This window comes from Streptomyces sp. NPDC027663 (genome assembly GCF_055566415.1).
On the sequence record NZ_JBVHSK010000002.1, the window covers coordinates 63,055 to 78,876 of the forward strand.

Genomic DNA, 15,822 nt, shown 5'->3' on the forward strand with positions numbered 1-15,822 from the left:
GCCGGTGAGCAGCCCGCCCCGAAGGGCGCGCCGTCACGTCACCCCGTCACATCAGCGTCCTGGTCGCCCCCGGCGCGCTCTGGGGCGCCGAGGCGCTGCTCGACGTACCGCCGGCGGAGCCGGTCGTGCCGGCGTCCGTGCCGCCCGTGGTCGTGCCGCCGGTGCTCGTGCCGCCGGTGGTGTCGCCCGTCGTACTGCCGGTCGTACCACCGGTGGTGCCGCCCGTCGTGGAGCCGCCGCTGGTCGTGCCGCCCGTGGACCCGCCCGTGGTGCCGCCCGTCGTGCCGCCCGTGGTGCCGCCGGTCGTGCCACCGGTGCTTCCGCCCGTCGAGCCGCCCGTGGTCGTGCCGCCGGTGCTTCCGCCCGTCGAGCCGCCGGTGGAACCACCGGTGGAGCCACCCGTCGTACCGCCGCCGGACGAGCCCGAAGAGCCGGACGGCTTGGGCGACTTGGACGGGGAGTGCGAGGACGAGCCGGAGCCGGAGGGCCGGACGCTCTCCGAGGGACGGGCCGTGTTCGCCGGCGGTGCCGGGTCGTCCGCCGTGCCGTACGTGCCGTCGGGCCCCGGTGACGTCGGCCGGCCGGTGGCCGTGCCGGTGCCGCCGCCCCCGCCGCCCTGCGTCGGGCCCGCGCCCAGGTCGCCGCCGTCGATGCCCTGACCGACGGACGGGTTGACGTCGACCTTGCCCGCCGGGTCCCGGTCGCCGTCCGGGTCGGACGTCATGCCGAGCGTCACGACCGTGCCCAGCACGGCGGCGAGCAGCGCCCCGGACCCGGCCGCCACCAGGTTGCGGCGGGCCAGGCGCCGGAAGCCGCCGCCCTGGGCCGCCGGCCGCGGCGGCTGCTGCGTGACCAGGGTGTCGGCCACGGGGCCGTACGGCGGCGCCGGCACCTCGTGCCGGGTCTCGGGCCGCTCCTCCCCCGCGGGCGGCAGCGCCGACGGGCCGGGTGTCTGCCCCGCGCGGTCGGCGAGCAGGGCCAGCGCCCGGCGCCCGGCGACCGCCCCTCGCTTGTCGGCGAGAGCGCCGCGCAGCCCGCCCGACGCCTCCAGTTCGGCACGGGCCCGGTCGAACTGGCCGGCGCAGAGCGCGAGGATGCCCAGCTCGTGGTGGAAATAGGCTTGTTCGGGCACCTCGCCGGCCAGCCGGGCGGCCTCCGCACCGGAGCGCAGGGTCCGCTCCCAGGCGCTCCAGTGGAGTCCGGCGGCGAAGGCGGGCGCGGCGGTGCGGGCGAGCCGTACGGCCGTGCTCTCCTCGCCCTCGGCCGCCGGGGTGGTCTGCGGCACGGCGGCGGAGAGCGCGGCAAGCACCGCGTCGGCCTCGGCGCACACCCGTTCGGGGGTGACCGAGGGATGACCAGCCCACCACGCGTAGTGCTGGGCGGCGGTGAAGGCCCGGTCGGAGGCGTCATCGCCGTATCCGGCGGCCTCCAGCTGGGTCTGCACCCCGGCCGCGAGGCGGTAGCGGGAGCCGACGGGCGAGACCAGTCCGCAGCCGGCCAGCTCGCCGAGGGCGGCGTCCGCGTGGGTGTCGCCGACCAGTGCGGGCAGATGCGCCTGGTGCGGCATCTCGCCGCCGAGGGCGACCGCGAAGCGGAGGGCGGCGCGGGCGGAGGCACTGAGCCGGGAGGCGAGCAGCGGGGCGGGGGCCGCGGCGTCGCCGAGGGAGGGCAGCGGGATGTCCTCGTCCATGTCGACGGGCATGTCCGCCGGGTGGCGTACGTCCTCGAAGACCCCGTACTCGTCCACCGCTCCGGTGCTGGCCCGCAGCTCGTCCCGCTGCCGGAGCAGGGCACCGGCCTGGACGAACCGCAGCGGCAGCCCCTCGGACTCGAACCACAGGTCGCCGGCCCAGTTGGCCTCGTCCTCGGTCAGGACCCGGCCGACGGTCCGCTCCAGGATCTCCACGCCGGCGGCCCGGTCGAGTCCGGCCAGGAAGACCTCCTCCACGTCCGACCCGGCGGAGGGCGCGGGCACGTCGGGGGTGGCGCCGAACAGGAACGCGCACTCGGGGGTGGCCTCGAGGAGTCCGTCGAGGGCGGCGCCGCCGAACGCGAGGTCGTCCAGGACGACGACGGCACCGATCTCGCGGACGCAGGCGATCAGTTCATCCTGGCCGGGTCGGTACCGGGGGGCGTCGTAGACGGCGTGGAACAGGTCGTGGAGGACGTCGTCGGCGGTGCGGTGGAGGCCGCCCAGGTGCACCACCCCGTCCGGGGCGAGGTCCAGGCAGTCGGCGGCGACCAGGTCGAGCAGGGCGGTACGGCCGGAGCCGGGCGGGCCGGTGAGGCGGACCGAGCGGCCGCGGGCGAGGAGGCGGACCAGGCGTTCGCGCTCGTCCTGGCGTTCCAGCAGGGAGACCGCGGGCTGGGCGGGGCCGGGCGGTACCGGCGGCCGGGCCGTGCGTTCCCGCTCGGCGCGCTCGTCGGCGGTGCGCTTGCGGGGCCTGCCGGGGCGGTCGGCCGGCGGGCAGGGTTCTATCTCGCTGCCGTCGACCGGGTTGACGGTCAGCTGGAGGTCACCCGTGACGAGCTGGGTCGTCCGGGCGGGCGTGGGCGCGCCCGGGGCGAAGTCGGAGGTGAGGGATTCCCGGGGCGGGCGACGGCTGTGCGCCTGGTCCTGCTCCTCGGGTCCCGGGTTGATCGGGTCCATGGGTTCAAGCCCCCCAAAAGCGTCGTGTGCCCGTGATTCCGGCCCTCCCGGCCTTGTCGCACACCGTGCTGTCGCTTCTGGTCCGGGCCCGCTCGGTCGAGGGTTGCGAGGGAGCGGGCGACCGAACCCTAAACCTTCGCTCAGTGTCTCCGACAGGGTGGGGTGCCATGCGGTCCGAGACGTCACGGTCTTGTGAGGATTGCCTCCGCCGGGTTCTTCGGCGGCTGCGTCCCGGTCGCCCCCCTCGCCCGGTTCAGCCCTGTACGCACCTCACACCCGTCCGCACCCCGCACCCGCGCCCGCCTCACACGCGGGGCAGCGACTCCACTCCGATACCGCCCTCGATGGCGAGGATCCGGTGCAGCCGGGTGGCCACCAGCAGCCGCTGCATCTGCGGTGGTACGCCCCGCAGCACCAGTCGGCGCCCGCAGCGGCCGGCCCGCCGGTGGGCGCCCATGATCACCCCGAGCCCGGTGGCGTCCCAGGAGTCCAGTTCGGACAGGTCGAGCACCAGGTCGCCGACTCCGGTGTCGACGGCCGAGTGCAAAGCCGTACGGGCGTCCGCCGCGCTGCGTACGTCGAGGCGGCCCCCGACGACCAGCTCGGCGTGGTCGCCCCTGATGTGCATATGCGCTCCCCGTTGAGTGCGGTTGGCGTACTCCGTGACGGTGCTGTGCAACGTCTGACTGTGCGAGTGGCGGTGCGGTTGCTGCTTGTAAGCGAACCGATACCGAATTCACCCTCGGGGGTGATACCCCCGGGGCTGTCGGGCGTGGACGGGTGACTCAGTACTTGTAGAAGCCCTGCCCGCTCTTGCGGCCGATGTCACCGGCGTCCACCATCCGGCGCATCAGCTCCGGCGGGGCGAACTTCTCGTCCTGGGACTCGGTGTAGATGTTGCCGGTGGCGTGCAGCAGGATGTCGACGCCGGTGAGGTCGGCGGTGGCGAGCGGGCCCATGGCGTGGCCGAAGCCCAGCTTGCAGGCGAGGTCGATGTCCTCGGCGGTGGCGACACCGGACTCGTAGAGCTTGGTCGCCTCGACCACGAGGGCGGAGATGAGCCGGGTGGTGACGAAGCCGGCGACGTCGCGGTTGACGACGATGCAGGTCTTGCCGACGGACTCGGCGAACTCCCGTGCGGTGGCGAGGGTTTCGTCGCTGGTCTTGTAGCCGCGGACCAGCTCGACGAGCTGCATCATCGGAACCGGCGAGAAGAAGTGCACACCGACGACCCGCTCGGGGTGCTCGGTGGCCGCCGCGATCTTGGTGATCGGGATGGCGGAGGTGTTGGAGGCGAGCACGGCGTCCTGGCGCACGATCTTGTCGAGCGCGCGGAAGATCTCGTGCTTGACCTCGAGCTTCTCGAAGACGGCCTCCACCACGATGTCCGCCTCGCCGGCGGCGTCCAGGTCGGTGGTGGGGGTGATGCGCGCGAGGGCGGCCTCGGCGTCCTCGGCGGCCAGCTTGCCCTTGCCGACGAACTTGTCGTAGGAGGCCTTGATGCCGTCGGTGCCGCGCTTCAGTGCCTCGTCGGTGACGTCCCGCAGGACGACCTCCCAGCCCGCCTGCGCGGCGACCTGAGCGATGCCGGACCCCATGAGACCGGCCCCGATGACGGCGAGCTTCCGTGCCACTCCGACTCCCTGTGAACGTGGTTGAGGTGCCTCTTCGGCGGACCATAGCGCTCCGGCGCCGCTGTGTGACCGGTAAGTAACGCGCGTCACGTCTCATTTGACGGACATCACACCGGCAGGGGTCATTCCGCGCCTCGGACGGCGTAGTTGAGCACCTTTTCACTCAACAGGTCCTCGATGTCATGCAGGAGGAGAAGTACCTCTCGTGATACTTCGGCCGGTTTTCGACCGTCGAGCATCCGACGGCCGATGGTCACGAACACCGTCTGATGGATCCAGCAGATCTGACCGGCCATCAGGTCGGGCAGCGGGTCGCCTTCGGCGGCGCCGGTCTCGTCGCGCAGGGCCGCCTCCAGGCTGTCGTGGATCTCCTGCTGCAGGCTCCACAGCCGGGAGCGCAGCGGCGGTGCCTCATGGATGACGCGCATGAAGCGGTCGTAGCCCTCCATCAGGCCGACCCGGGGCGAGACGGCCTCGACCTCCTCGCGCAGTTCGCGCAGCACGGCCCGGGCGGCGGACTCGCCCGCGTCCCGGCCGCGCACCCAGCGGGCCAGCCGGTCCACGACGCCGGCGGAGCGGTCGAAGAAGAGGTCCTCCTTGGCCGGGAAGTAGTTGTAGACGGTGTTGACGGAGACGTCGGCCGCTTCCGCCACGTCCGCCATGGTCACCGCCATGAAGCCGCGCTCCACGAACAGCCCCGTGGCGATGTCCGAGATGCGCTGCCTGGTCTCGCGCTTCTTGCGCTCCCTGAGCCCCTCTGCCATGCCGCCATCGTAGGCCGCCCACAATCATGGTGACCTTGAAACTTTGGTGGCGTTGCAAAATTTCAGGGACTCTGTTTTTCTGGGGGCATGCCAGCAGTCATCAGTACGGCGGGCCTCGCCCGCACCTTCCGGACGAAAGCCGGCCCCGTCGACGCCGTCCGCGGCATCGACCTCACCGTCCACGAGGGCGAGATCCTCGGTTTCCTCGGCCCCAACGGCGCGGGCAAGACCACGACCCTGCGCATGCTCACCACCCTGCTGAAGCCGACCGCCGGCGCGGCCACCGTCGCCGGGTGCGACCTGGCGACCGATCCGGCCGGGGTACGCCGCGCCAGCGGCTGTGTCGCGCAGTCCGGCGGGGTCGACCCGCAGATCACCGTCCGCGAGGAACTGGTCACCCAGGGCCGGATGTACCGCCTGCCGAAGGCGCAGGCCGTGGCCCGCGCGGAGGAACTGGCGGCGGACCTCGGTCTGACCGCACTGCTCGACCGGAAGACCGGTGCGCTCTCCGGCGGCCAGCGGCGGCGCCTGGACATCGCGATGGCGCTCACCCACCGCCCGAAGGTGCTGTTCCTCGACGAGCCGACGACCGGCCTCGACCCCGGCAGCCGCGCCGACCTGTGGGCGCTGGTCCGGAGGCTGCGCGACGAGCACGGCACGACCGTCTTCCTGACCACCCACTACCTGGACGAGGCCGACGCCCTCGCCGACCGCCTGGTGATCGTCGACGCGGGCGCGGTCGCCGCCGAGGGCACCCCGGGCGTACTCAAGCTGCGCCACGGCGGCTCGCCCGACGCCACGCTCCAGGACACCTTCCTCGCCGTCACCGGCCGCCGCCGCGCGACCGAAGACTCCGCCCCCGTCGCCGTATAGGACGTACAGGACCCGCCTGATGCTGCTTCATGACACGGCCCTCATCTACGGCCGCTATCTCCGCCAGTCCCTGCGCTCCCGCTTCGCCCTGCTCTTCGGGGTGCTCACGCCTCTGCTCCATCTGCTCTTCTTCGGCCCGCTGCTCACCGGTCTGCCGCTGGGCGGGCAGGGCAGCTCCTGGCAGGTGCTCGTCCCAGGCCTGTTGCTTCAACTCTGCCTGTTCTGAGCCCTGTTCGCGGGGTTCACGATCATCGTCGAGAAGGGGCAGGGGGTGGTGGAGCGGATGCGGGTGACCCCGGTCAGCCGGCTCGCCCTGCTGCTCGGCCGGGCGCTGCGGGACGCCACGGTCTTCGTCTTCCAGGCGGTGCTGCTGGTGCTGGCCGCGCTGGTGATGGGCCTGCGCGCACCGCTCGCGGGCGTCCTCATCGGCTTCGCGTTCGTCGCCCTGCTGACGCTCTCACTGGCCTCGGTGTCGTACGCCCTCGGCATGAGGGCCCGCACCCCGCAGGAGTTCGGCCCGCTGATCAACGCGGTGTCGATGCCGTCGATGCTGCTGTCCGGCCTGATGCTCCCGATGAGCCTCGCCCCGGGCTGGCTGGACGTACTCTCGCACTTCGTCCCGTTCCGCTATCTGGTGGACGCCGTCCGTGACGCGTACACCGGCGCGTACGCGACCCCGCACATGCTGTACGGCATCCTGGTCGCCGTCGGCTTCGCGGCACTGGCCGTGACGACGGGCACACGGGTGTTCCGGACGGCCGGAGCGTAACTACGCTGGCCACATGGTCAATCTGACGCGTATCTACACCAGGACCGGCGACCAGGGCACCACCAGCCTCGGTGACATGAGCCGGGTGTCCAAGACGGATCTGCGGATCTCCGCCTACGCGGACACCAACGAGGCCAACGCGGTCATCGGCACCGCCATCGCGCTGGGCGGCCTGGACGAGGAGATCGTCCCGGTCCTCACCCGCGTCCAGAACGACCTGTTCGACGTGGGTGCGGACCTGTCGACGCCGGTGGCCGAGAACCCGGAGTTCCCGCCCCTGCGGGTCGAGCAGTTCTACATCGACAGGCTGGAGGCGGACTGCGACCGCTTCAACGAGCGTCTGGAGAAGCTGCGCTCCTTCATCCTGCCGGGCGGCACCCCGGGTGCCGCCCTCCTCCACCAGGCGTGCACGGTGGTCCGCCGGGCCGAGCGCTCCACCTGGCAGGCGCTGGAGGCGCACGGCGAGACGATGAACCCGCTCACCGCGACCTACCTCAACCGCCTCTCCGACCTGCTGTTCATCCTGGCCCGCAGCGCCAACCGGGAGGTCGGCGACGTGCTGTGGGTGCCGGGCGGGGAGCGCTAGGCACGGCCCAGGGGTCCGGTCAGGCGCCGGTCCGGCCGTCGGCCAGCTCGCGCAGGATGTCGAGGTGGCCGTTGTGCCGGGCCGTCTCCTCGATGAGGTGCAGCAGGATCCAGCGGAGGTCGAACGCGCTGCCGTCGTCCCGCTTGCGCTGCGCCTTGGCGTCCAGGTCGTGCGCGGCGACCAGTTCGTCGTAGCGCGCGGACTCCGTGGCGTACTCGTCGAGCAGCTGGGACAGCGGGAAGTCGACGGCGATGCGCATCTCCCGGTCGGGGTCCTCGTCGGTCCAGGGGCCCTCGTCCTCCTCCCCGAGGAAGACGACCCGGAACCAGTAGTACTCGACCCAGCGCAGATGGTTGATCAGCCCGCTCAGGGTCATCAGCGGCGAGCCGGGGAGGGGTGCCTTGGCGGCGTCCTCGTCGGAGAGTTCCTCGCACTTGGCACGCGCGGTGGCGCGGACGTAGTCGAGGAAGGTGGTCAGCTGAGTGCGCTCGTCCCAGGCGGGAGGCGTATCGGTGCGTGTCATCGCCCGGATGATCTCCCTGCACCCGCCTCGGAGTCGAGCGGATTTTCGACAGCCCCGGCCGTGGGCTTCCGCTTGGGGAAGAGGGTGTAACTGGCCGCGATCACCAGATTGATGCCGATCACCCAGAGCATGCGCGTCTGCCAGGCCCGCAGTGACCCGGTGTCGCCGTCGTCGCCCACGTACCAGACCGCGCCCTGGAGCAGCGCGAGGGCGACGACCGACGCCAGGATCCAGCGGCCCGCGACCTTCCACTCGTGGACCGCGCGCGCCGTGCCGTACTTCGGGGGCTTCGCCGGGGGCGGGCCGGCGGCGAAGCGGTGGGCCACCCGGGCGTCCGCCCACTTGATGGTCGAGTGGCCGAGGCCCACCGTGAAGCCGATGTAGACCGCGGCGAGACCGTGCCGCCAGTCCGGTTCGGCGCCGTGCTTGAGATCGATCGCGGTGACGGTGAAGAGCACGATCTCCAGCAGCGGCTCGCACAGCAGCAGGGCCAGGCCGGTGCGTCGCATCCGCAGTCCGTACCGGAACGCAAGTCCGGCCGCCAGCAGCACCCAGAACGCCACCTCACAGGCGATGATCAGTCCGACGATCACGGTTCGCTCCCCTCGTTCACCCTTCCAGGCTCCCGTGGGCCGGCCCGCGGATCATCGTCGGCGGTGACGAGACCGGCGTAAGCGAAAGTCGCAGTCCGGGACCCTTCCCCAGGCGCAGGCACGGTGGCCGGAGGCCGTGTTGGATGGGGGCATGTCCCTCGCACTTCCCCGCCCGCACCGCGACGACTGGCGTATCGCCGTGGGCGGGCTGGCCGGCGGGGTGCTGCTGTGGGCGCTCGGCATCCACCCCCGCCTCGACCAGGACGGCCTCGTGCTGTGGCACGCCCCCTGGGCCCCGCTCGTCCCCCTGACCGTGACGGCCGCCTGCGAGCCGCTGCGCCGCATCATGCCCCGCACCGGTCTGCTGATCGGCACGGCGGCGCTGGTCCTGGACACGGTGACCCTCGGCAGCATCGTCACGATCGTGCTCTACACCGACCTGATGTACGCGGCCGTGCTGTACGGCACCCCGGCCGCCGCCCGGCGCATCCCGTGGGTGACCGGGATGCTGACGGTCGTCGCCGGGGTCGTACCCGCCGCGCTCTGGCGGGATCCCCAGGGCCTGCTCATCGGGGTGGGCGTCGGGGTGGTCGCGTTCGGGCCGGCCGCCACCGGCGTGCTCGTGCGCGACCACCGCGACGCCGCCGAGGCCGCCCGGCTGCGTGCCGAACAGACCGCGCTGCTGGCCGAGATGGACCGCACGCAGGCGGTCACCGCCGAACGCTCCCGGATGGCGCGGGAGCTGCACGACATGGTGGCCAACCACCTGTCGGCCATCGCCATCCACTCCACGGCCGCGCTCTCCATCGACGACCCCGAGACCAGCCGGGACGCACTCGCCGTCATCCGCGAGAACAGCGTGGAGGGCCTGGCCGAGATGCGCCGGCTGATCGGCATCCTGCGCGACGGCTCCGGCGACCGGGAACCGGCCGCGTCCCCCACGCTGGACGGCCTCGGCGCCCTGGTCGGCAGCGCCCGCGCCAACGGCCTGGAGGTCACGCTCGACGCCCGTCACGACGACGTGCCCGCGCCCGTCGAACTCGCGGCCTACCGGATCGTGCAGGAGGCGCTGACCAACGCCCTGAAGCACGCGGCGAAGGGCTGCGTCCGGGTCCGCCTCCGGCAGCAGGACGGGGCTCTGGACATCCGGGTGACCAGCCCCTACCGGCCCGGCGACATCCCTCGGGCACCCGGCTCCGGCGCCGGTCTCACCGGGATGCGGGAGCGGACCGCACTGCTCGGCGGCACGTTCGAGGCCGGACCGCAGGGCGCCCTGTGGTCCGTACGCGCCACGCTTCCGCTCACCGAAGGAGACCCCGCATGATCCGCGTCCTGGTCGCCGAGGACCAGTCGGCCGTCCGCGCCGGGCTGGTCCTCATCCTGGGCAGCGCGCCCGACATCGAGGTGGCCGGGGAGGCGGCGGACGGGGAGCGGGCGGTGGAGCTGGCCCGGCAGCTGCGGCCCGATGTGGTGCTGATGGATGTGCAGATGCCGGTGCTGGACGGGGTGACCGCGACCCGGCGGATCGTCGCCGAGCAGCTCGCGGACGTCCTCGTGCTGACCACCTTCGACCTGGACGAGTACGTGTTCGGGGCGCTGCGGGCCGGGGCGGCCGGCTTCCTGCTGAAGAACACCGAGGCACGGGCGCTGCTGGACGCGGTACGGACGGTGGCGCGCGGGGAGGGCATCGTCGCGCCGGCCGTGACCCGGCGGCTGATCGCCGAGTTCGCCGCGGGACCGGCGCGGGAGGCGGCGGGCGACCCGGCCGTGCTGGAGGGGCTGACCCGGCGGGAGCGTGAGGTGCTGGGCTGTATCGGCGAGGGGTTGTCGAACGCGGAGATCGCGGCGCGGCTGGACATGGCTGAGGGCACGGTGAAGACGCACGTCAGCCGGTTGCTGGCCAAGCTTGAGCTGCGCAGCCGGGTGCAAGCGGCTGTTCTGGCGCGGGAGTTGGGCGTCTAGCGCGCTCCGTCCGGAATGGTCCAGACCTATTGACCTGTGGTCCAGACCTTTCTACCCTCGCAGCACCGTGGGGCGTGAAGGCTCAGTCATGCCCCTGACACCCCCGACGACGAGGGAGGCGCAGCATGCGCTTCAGACACAGAGCCGCGGCAGGGTTCGCGACCCTGTTGCTCCCCCTGGCCGGCCTGGTCGGTCTGGCCGGCCCGGCCCAGGCCGCGACGAACGCGACGGCCAGTTTCACCAAGACCAGCGACTGGGGCACCGGCTTCGGCGGCCAGTGGACCATCAAGAACACCGGCAGCAGCAGCATCAGTTCCTGGACCGTCGAGTGGGACTTCCCCTCCGGTACGTCCGTCACCTCCGCCTGGGACGCGGACGTCACCAGCGCCGGCACCCACTGGACCGCCAAGAACAAGTCCTACAACGGCACCATCGCCCCCGGGGCCTCCGTCTCCTTCGGCTTCAACGGCGCGGGCTCCGGCTCCCCCGCCAACTGCAAGCTGAACGGCGACAGCTGCGACGGCACGACGGTCCCCGGTGACGCCACTCCCTCCGCCCCCGGCACCCCGACCGCCTCCTCGGTCACCGACACCTCCGTGAAGCTCGGCTGGAGCGCGGCCACCGACGACAAGGGCATCAAGAACTACGACGTCCTGCGCGACGGCACCAAGGTCGCCACGGTCACCACCACGTCGTACACCGACACCGGCCTGACCGCCGGCACCGACTACTCCTACACCGTGCAGGCCCGCGACACCGCCGACCAGACCGGCCCGGTCAGCGGCGCGGTCAGGGTGCACACCACCGGCGGCGGCACCACTCCCCCGCCCACCGGCAACAAGGTCAAGCTCGGCTACTTCACCGAGTGGGGCATCTACGGCCGCAACTACAACGTCAAGAACCTGGTGACGTCCGGCTCCGCCTCCAAGATCACGCACATCAACTACGCCTTCGGCAACGTCACCGGCGGCAAGTGCGCGATCGGCGACTCCTACGCCGACTACGACAAGGCCTTCACCGCCGACCAGTCGGTCAGCGGCACCGCCGACACCTGGGACCAGCCGCTGCGCGGCAACTTCAACCAGCTGCGCCAGTTGAAGGCCAAGTACCCGAACATCAAGGTGCTGTGGTCCTTCGGCGGCTGGACCTGGTCCGGCGGCTTCGGTGAGGCCGCGAAGAACCCGGCCGCCTTCGCCCAGTCCTGCTACGACCTGGTCGAGGACCCGCGCTGGGCCGACGTCTTCGACGGCATCGACATCGACTGGGAGTACCCGAACGCCTGCGGCCTGTCCTGTGACACCAGCGGCGCCGCGGCCTACAAGAACCTGATGTCCGCGCTGCGCGCCAAGTTCGGCTCCAGCAACCTGGTCACCGCCGCCACCACGGCCGACGCCTCCTCCGGAGGCAAGATCGAGGCCGCGGACTACGCGGGCGCCGCCCAGTACGTCGACTGGTACAACGTGATGACGTACGACTTCTTCGGCGCCTGGGACGCCAAGGGCCCGACCGCCCCGCACTCCCCGCTCACCTCGTACTCCGGCATCCCGAAGGCGGGCTTCACCACCGCCGACGCGATGGCCAGGTTCAAGGCGATCGGCGTCCCCGCGAACAAGCTGCTCATCGGCATCGGCTTCTACGGCCGCGGCTGGACCGGCGTCACCCAGGACGCCCCCGGCGGCACGGCCACCGGCCCCGCGTCCGGCACCTACGAGCAGGGCATCGAGGACTACAAGGTGCTGAAGTCGTCCTGCCCGGCCACCGGCACGGTCGCCGGCACCGCGTACGCCCACTGCGGCAGCAACTGGTGGTCGTACGACACCCCCGCCACCATCGCCTCGAAGATGACGTGGGCCAAGAACCAGGGCCTCGGCGGGGCGTTCTTCTGGGAATTCAGCGGTGACACCAGCAACGGCGAGCTGGTGAACGCCATCAGCAGCAACCTGTAGGCGAGCAGTCCCCGCTCAGAGCCGCGTTCGCCCCCTCGGCCTCGGCCGGGGGGCGGATGCGGCTACGCCACATTCACCCGCTGTCCGGGCGGGGCCGCCTCGAGCCACGCGAGGAAACCGGTCAGCGCGTCTTCGCTCATGGCGAGTTCGAGGCGCGTGCCCCGGTGGGTACAGGCCAGCACCACGGCGTCGGACAGCAGCGCCAGTTCCTCCTCGCCGTCGGGCAGCCGGCGGCCGGCCACCTCGATCTGCGCGCGCTCCAGGACGCGGCGGGGGCGGGGGGCGTAGGAGAAGACCCGGTACCACTCGATGCGGTCACCGTTGTAGCGGGCGACGCCGTAGCTCCAGCCCTTGCCGCCGGCGTCGGGTTTCTCGGCCACGTCCCAGCGCAGCGAGCAGTCGAAGGTGCCGCCGGAACGCTGGATCAGTCTGCGGCGCAGTCCGAACAGGAACAGTCCCACCACCACGAGCGCGACCACGATCCCGCACACAGTCAGAGCGAGGACCATCGGCACCGACCTCCTCGTCTCCCCGGCAGCAGTGCTGCTCTTGTTACTGAGTAATGAAACGGAAAAAACACCCACATCTGCCTCAGCCGCGACCGGCACCGGATACTCCGGGCCGGCCGCGGCTGAGTGACGTCAAGGTACAGCGCGGCTGGTTCAGCTCGCCGTCGCGGCGCGCAGTCGGACGTCCGCGCGGCGCTCGGCGGCGGCGTCGCCCTCCGCCTTCGCGCGCTCCAGCTCCCGCTCCGTGCGCTGGACGTCGATCTCGTCCGACAGCTCGGCGATCTCCGCCAGCAGCGAGAGCTTGTTGTCCGCGAACGAGATGAAACCGCCGTGCACCGCGGCGACGACCGTTCCACCTTCACTCGTACGGATGGTCACCGGGCCCGACTCCAGCACACCGAGCAGCGGCTGGTGACCGGGCATGACGCCGATGTCGCCGGACGTGGTGCGCGCGACGACCAGGGTGGCCTCGCCGGACCAGACCTGGCGGTCGGCGGCGACCAGCTCGACGTGCAGCTCAGCAGCCAAGGGTGGCTCCTCGGGTCACCACCCGGCAGGGGTGCCGGGTGTTGGGGTCAATTCTAGAGGGCGTGGATGAGGGGGCGGGACGCGCCCGCCCCCTCACACGAGCACGAGGCTCAGGAGACGCCCAGCTCCTTGGCGTTGGCCTTGAGGTCCTCGAGGCCACCGCACATGAAGAACGCCTGCTCGGGGAAGTGGTCGTACTCACCGTCGCAGATCGCGTTGAACGCGGCGATCGACTCGTCGAGGGGCACGTCCGAACCGTCCACGCCGGTGAACTGCTTGGCGACGTGGGTGTTCTGGGACAGGAAGCGCTCCACACGACGGGCACGGTGGACGACGAGCTTGTCCTCCTCGCCCAGCTCGTCGATACCGAGGATCGCGATGATGTCCTGGAGGTCCTTGTACTTCTGCAGGATCGTCTTCACGCGCATGGCCGCGTTGTAGTGATCCGCAGCGATGTAGCGCGGGTCCAGGATCCGGGACGTGGAGTCCAGCGGGTCCACGGCCGGGTAGATGCCCTTCTCGGAGATCGGACGGGACAGAACCGTCGTCGCGTCGAGGTGGGCGAAGGTGGTGGCCGGGGCCGGGTCGGTCAGGTCGTCCGCGGGGACGTAGATCGCCTGCATCGAGGTGATCGAGTGACCACGGGTCGAGGTGATGCGCTCCTGGAGGAGGCCCATCTCGTCGGCCAGGTTCGGCTGGTAGCCCACCGCGGAGGGCATACGGCCGAGCAGGGTCGACACCTCGGAGCCCGCCTGGGTGAAGCGGAAGATGTTGTCGATGAAGAACAGCACGTCCTGCTTCTGGACGTCACGGAAGTACTCGGCCATGGTGAGGCCGGCCAGCGCGACGCGCAGACGGGTGCCCGGGGGCTCGTCCATCTGACCGAAGACCAGGGCGGTCTTGTCGATGACGCCCGAGTCGGTCATCTCCTCGATGAGGTCGTTGCCCTCACGGGTGCGCTCACCGACACCGGCGAACACGGAGACACCGTCGTGGTTGTTGGCGACACGGTAGATCATCTCCTGGATGAGCACCGTCTTGCCGACGCCGGCGCCGCCGAACAGACCGATCTTGCCGCCCTTGACGTACGGGGTCAGCAGGTCGATGACCTTGACGCCGGTCTCGAACATCTCGGTCTTCGACTCGAGCTCGTCGAAGTTCGGGGCCTTGCGGTGGATGCCCCAGCGCTCGCCCTCGTACTTCTCGTCGACGTTCAGCACCTCACCGAGGGTGTTGAACACCTTGCCCTTGGTGAAGTCACCGACGGGCACCGTGATGGCGTCGCCGGTGTCGGTGACCGGGGCCTGGCGGACCAGACCGTCGGTGGGCTGCATGGAGATGGTGCGGACCAGGCCGTCACCCAGGTGCTGGGCGACCTCCAGGGTCAGCTTCTTCTTCTCGCCGGCGTTGGCCGGGTCGGCCACCTCGACGTGAAGGGCGTTGTAGATGTCCGGCATCGCGTCGACGGGGAACTCCACGTCGACGACCGGGCCGATGACCCGGGCGACGCGGCCCGTAGCCGTCGCGGTCTCAACAGTGGTGGTCATTATCGGTCACTCCCCGCGGTCGCGTCGGCCAGGGCGCTGGCGCCACCGACGATCTCGCTGATTTCCTGGGTGATTTCGGCCTGGCGGGCCGCGTTGGCAAGACGGGAGAGCGTGTTGATCAGCTCGCCCGCGTTGTCGGTGGCCGACTTCATCGCGCGCCGCGTGGCGGCGTGCTTGGAAGCGGCCGACTGGAGCAGCGCGTTGTAGATGCGGCTCTCCACGTAGCGCGGCAGCAGGGCGTCGAGGACGTCCTCCGCCGACGGCTCGAAGTCGTACAGCGGGAGGATCTCGCCCTTGGGCGACGCCTCCTCGGCGACCTCTTCGAGGCGCAGCGGCAGCAGCCGGGCGTCGAGCGCCGTCTGCGTCATCATCGAGACGAACTCGGTGAAGACGATGTGGAGCTCGTCCACGCCGCCGTCCGCCGTCTCCTTCTCGATGGCCTCGATCAGCGGCGCGGCCACCTTCTTGGCGTCCGCGTACGACGGCTCGTCGGTGAAGCCCGTGAACGACTCCGCGACCTTGCGCTCACGGAAGTTGTAGTGGGCGACACCGCGCCGGCCGACGATGTACGTGTCGACCTGCTTGCCCTCGCGCTCCAGGCGCTCGGTCAGCTGCTCCGCCGCCTTGATGGCGTTGGAGTTGAAAGCACCGGCCAGACCGCGGTCGCTCGTGAGGAGCAGGACCGCGGCACGGCTCGGGTTCTCCGTCTCCGTGGTGAGCGGGTGCTTGGTGTTCGAACCCGTACCGACCGCCGTGACCGCGCGGGTGAGCTCCTGCGCGTACGGCGTGGAGGCCGCCACCTTGCGCTGCGCCTTGACGACGCGCGAGGCGGCGATCATCTCCATCGCCTTGGTGATCTTCTTGGTCGCGGTGACGGATCGGATGCGACGCTTGTAGACCCGGAGCTGGGCTCCCATGAGTCAGGTCCCTTCCTTACG

Annotated in this window: 15 protein-coding genes and 1 pseudogene; 6 read left to right on the forward strand and 10 right to left on the reverse strand. The window is 71.2% G+C overall.

What is annotated here, in order from left to right; all coding sequences use genetic code 11:
• Nucleotides 1-46: 46 nt before the first annotated feature.
• From ACZ4SF_RS05150 to ACZ4SF_RS05165, 4 genes are all read right to left on the reverse strand, one after another.
• Complete coding sequence (locus ACZ4SF_RS05150) at nucleotides 47-2,650, reverse strand: ATP-binding protein (RefSeq protein ID WP_468378471.1); 2,604 nt, start codon at nucleotides 2,648-2,650, stop codon at nucleotides 47-49.
• A gap of 304 nt (nucleotides 2,651-2,954) precedes the next feature.
• Complete coding sequence (locus tag ACZ4SF_RS05155) at nucleotides 2,955-3,278, reverse strand: STAS domain-containing protein (protein WP_014675024.1); 324 nt, start codon at nucleotides 3,276-3,278, stop codon at nucleotides 2,955-2,957.
• Nucleotides 3,279-3,435: 157 nt separating this feature from the next.
• Nucleotides 3,436-4,284, reverse strand: a complete 849-nt coding sequence (locus ACZ4SF_RS05160) for a 3-hydroxyacyl-CoA dehydrogenase family protein (RefSeq protein ID WP_468378472.1) — start codon at nucleotides 4,282-4,284, stop codon at nucleotides 3,436-3,438.
• Nucleotides 4,285-4,406: 122 nt separating this feature from the next.
• Nucleotides 4,407-5,048 (reverse strand): TetR/AcrR family transcriptional regulator, encoded by a 642-nt coding sequence (locus ACZ4SF_RS05165; RefSeq protein WP_468378474.1) that lies wholly within the window; start codon nucleotides 5,046-5,048, stop codon nucleotides 4,407-4,409.
• Between the two features lie 87 nt (nucleotides 5,049-5,135).
• Here ACZ4SF_RS05165 and ACZ4SF_RS05170 point away from each other — a divergent pair, with 87 nt between their 5' ends.
• The 3 genes and pseudogenes from ACZ4SF_RS05170 to ACZ4SF_RS05180 all read left to right on the forward strand — a co-directional run bounded on the left by ACZ4SF_RS05170 (nucleotide 5,136) and on the right by ACZ4SF_RS05180 (nucleotide 7,276).
• Entirely contained in the window at nucleotides 5,136-5,921 is a 786-nt protein-coding gene (locus tag ACZ4SF_RS05170) for an ABC transporter ATP-binding protein (RefSeq protein WP_468378476.1), read from the forward strand.
• A gap of 19 nt (nucleotides 5,922-5,940) precedes the next feature.
• Nucleotides 5,941-6,690 (forward strand): annotated as a pseudogene (locus ACZ4SF_RS05175) (ABC transporter permease).
• A gap of 13 nt (nucleotides 6,691-6,703) precedes the next feature.
• On the forward strand, nucleotides 6,704-7,276 hold the full coding sequence (locus tag ACZ4SF_RS05180; protein WP_468378478.1) for a cob(I)yrinic acid a,c-diamide adenosyltransferase: 573 nt from the start codon (nucleotides 6,704-6,706) through the stop codon (nucleotides 7,274-7,276).
• A gap of 19 nt (nucleotides 7,277-7,295) precedes the next feature.
• On the opposite strand, the gene ACZ4SF_RS05185 is transcribed toward ACZ4SF_RS05180, so the two are convergent.
• A complete protein-coding gene (locus tag ACZ4SF_RS05185; RefSeq protein ID WP_468378481.1) occupies nucleotides 7,296-7,799 on the reverse strand; it encodes a DinB family protein in 504 nt (167 codons plus the stop codon).
• The gene (locus tag ACZ4SF_RS05190) at nucleotides 7,796-8,392 is read right to left on the reverse strand and encodes a hypothetical protein (RefSeq protein WP_468378484.1); all 597 of its coding nucleotides are present in this window, start codon (nucleotides 8,390-8,392) and stop codon (nucleotides 7,796-7,798) included. Before ACZ4SF_RS05190 ends, ACZ4SF_RS05185 begins: the two co-directional genes overlap by 4 nt.
• A 151-nt stretch (nucleotides 8,393-8,543) precedes the next feature.
• Between ACZ4SF_RS05190 and ACZ4SF_RS05195 the strand changes: the two genes are divergently transcribed.
• From ACZ4SF_RS05195 to ACZ4SF_RS05205, 3 genes are all read left to right on the forward strand, one after another.
• Nucleotides 8,544-9,716: a sensor histidine kinase gene (locus ACZ4SF_RS05195; RefSeq protein WP_468378487.1), complete on the forward strand. Its 1,173-nt coding sequence runs from the start codon at nucleotides 8,544-8,546 to the stop codon at nucleotides 9,714-9,716.
• Nucleotides 9,713-10,354 (forward strand): response regulator, encoded by a 642-nt coding sequence (locus ACZ4SF_RS05200; protein ID WP_468378489.1) that lies wholly within the window; start codon nucleotides 9,713-9,715, stop codon nucleotides 10,352-10,354. Before ACZ4SF_RS05195 ends, ACZ4SF_RS05200 begins: the two co-directional genes overlap by 4 nt.
• 125 nt (nucleotides 10,355-10,479) lie before the next feature.
• Nucleotides 10,480-12,300: a glycosyl hydrolase family 18 protein gene (locus ACZ4SF_RS05205; protein WP_468378492.1), complete on the forward strand. Its 1,821-nt coding sequence runs from the start codon at nucleotides 10,480-10,482 to the stop codon at nucleotides 12,298-12,300.
• A gap of 62 nt (nucleotides 12,301-12,362) precedes the next feature.
• Here the strand turns inward: ACZ4SF_RS05205 and ACZ4SF_RS05210 are convergent, their stop codons facing one another.
• The 4 genes from ACZ4SF_RS05210 to ACZ4SF_RS05225 all read right to left on the reverse strand — a co-directional run bounded on the left by ACZ4SF_RS05210 (nucleotide 12,363) and on the right by ACZ4SF_RS05225 (nucleotide 15,801).
• A complete protein-coding gene (locus ACZ4SF_RS05210; protein ID WP_468378494.1) occupies nucleotides 12,363-12,809 on the reverse strand; it encodes a DUF2550 domain-containing protein in 447 nt (148 codons plus the stop codon).
• Between the two features lie 153 nt (nucleotides 12,810-12,962).
• Nucleotides 12,963-13,337 (reverse strand): F0F1 ATP synthase subunit epsilon, encoded by a 375-nt coding sequence (locus ACZ4SF_RS05215; RefSeq protein ID WP_468378496.1) that lies wholly within the window; start codon nucleotides 13,335-13,337, stop codon nucleotides 12,963-12,965.
• Nucleotides 13,338-13,447: 110 nt separating this feature from the next.
• Nucleotides 13,448-14,884, reverse strand: coding sequence for a F0F1 ATP synthase subunit beta (gene atpD, locus ACZ4SF_RS05220; RefSeq protein ID WP_468378499.1), 1,437 nt, complete (start codon nucleotides 14,882-14,884; stop codon nucleotides 13,448-13,450).
• Nucleotides 14,884-15,801, reverse strand: coding sequence for a F0F1 ATP synthase subunit gamma (locus ACZ4SF_RS05225; RefSeq protein ID WP_468378502.1), 918 nt, complete (start codon nucleotides 15,799-15,801; stop codon nucleotides 14,884-14,886). Before ACZ4SF_RS05225 ends, atpD begins: the two co-directional genes overlap by 1 nt.
• Nucleotides 15,802-15,822: the final 21 nt, after the last annotated feature.

Bases quoted from the DNA above. Each gene is read 5' to 3' on its own strand.
- ACZ4SF_RS05150 (WP_468378471.1), bottom strand. From the start codon at position 2,650: ATGGACCCGATCAACCCGGGACCCGAGGAGCAGGACCAGGCGCACAGC.
- ACZ4SF_RS05155 (WP_014675024.1), bottom strand. From the start codon at position 3,278: ATGCACATCAGGGGCGACCACGCCGAGCTGGTCGTCGGGGGCCGCCTC.
- ACZ4SF_RS05165 (WP_468378474.1), bottom strand. From the start codon at position 5,048: ATGGCAGAGGGGCTCAGGGAGCGCAAGAAGCGCGAGACCAGGCAGCGC.
- ACZ4SF_RS05170 (WP_468378476.1), top strand. From the start codon at position 5,136: ATGCCAGCAGTCATCAGTACGGCGGGCCTCGCCCGCACCTTCCGGACG.
- ACZ4SF_RS05180 (WP_468378478.1), top strand. From the start codon at position 6,704: ATGGTCAATCTGACGCGTATCTACACCAGGACCGGCGACCAGGGCACC.
- ACZ4SF_RS05185 (WP_468378481.1), bottom strand. From the start codon at position 7,799: ATGACACGCACCGATACGCCTCCCGCCTGGGACGAGCGCACTCAGCTG.
- ACZ4SF_RS05195 (WP_468378487.1), top strand. From the start codon at position 8,544: ATGTCCCTCGCACTTCCCCGCCCGCACCGCGACGACTGGCGTATCGCC.
- ACZ4SF_RS05200 (WP_468378489.1), top strand. From the start codon at position 9,713: ATGATCCGCGTCCTGGTCGCCGAGGACCAGTCGGCCGTCCGCGCCGGG.
- ACZ4SF_RS05205 (WP_468378492.1), top strand. From the start codon at position 10,480: ATGCGCTTCAGACACAGAGCCGCGGCAGGGTTCGCGACCCTGTTGCTC.
- ACZ4SF_RS05210 (WP_468378494.1), bottom strand. From the start codon at position 12,809: ATGGTCCTCGCTCTGACTGTGTGCGGGATCGTGGTCGCGCTCGTGGTG.
- atpD (WP_468378499.1), bottom strand. From the start codon at position 14,884: ATGACCACCACTGTTGAGACCGCGACGGCTACGGGCCGCGTCGCCCGG.
- ACZ4SF_RS05225 (WP_468378502.1), bottom strand. From the start codon at position 15,801: ATGGGAGCCCAGCTCCGGGTCTACAAGCGTCGCATCCGATCCGTCACC.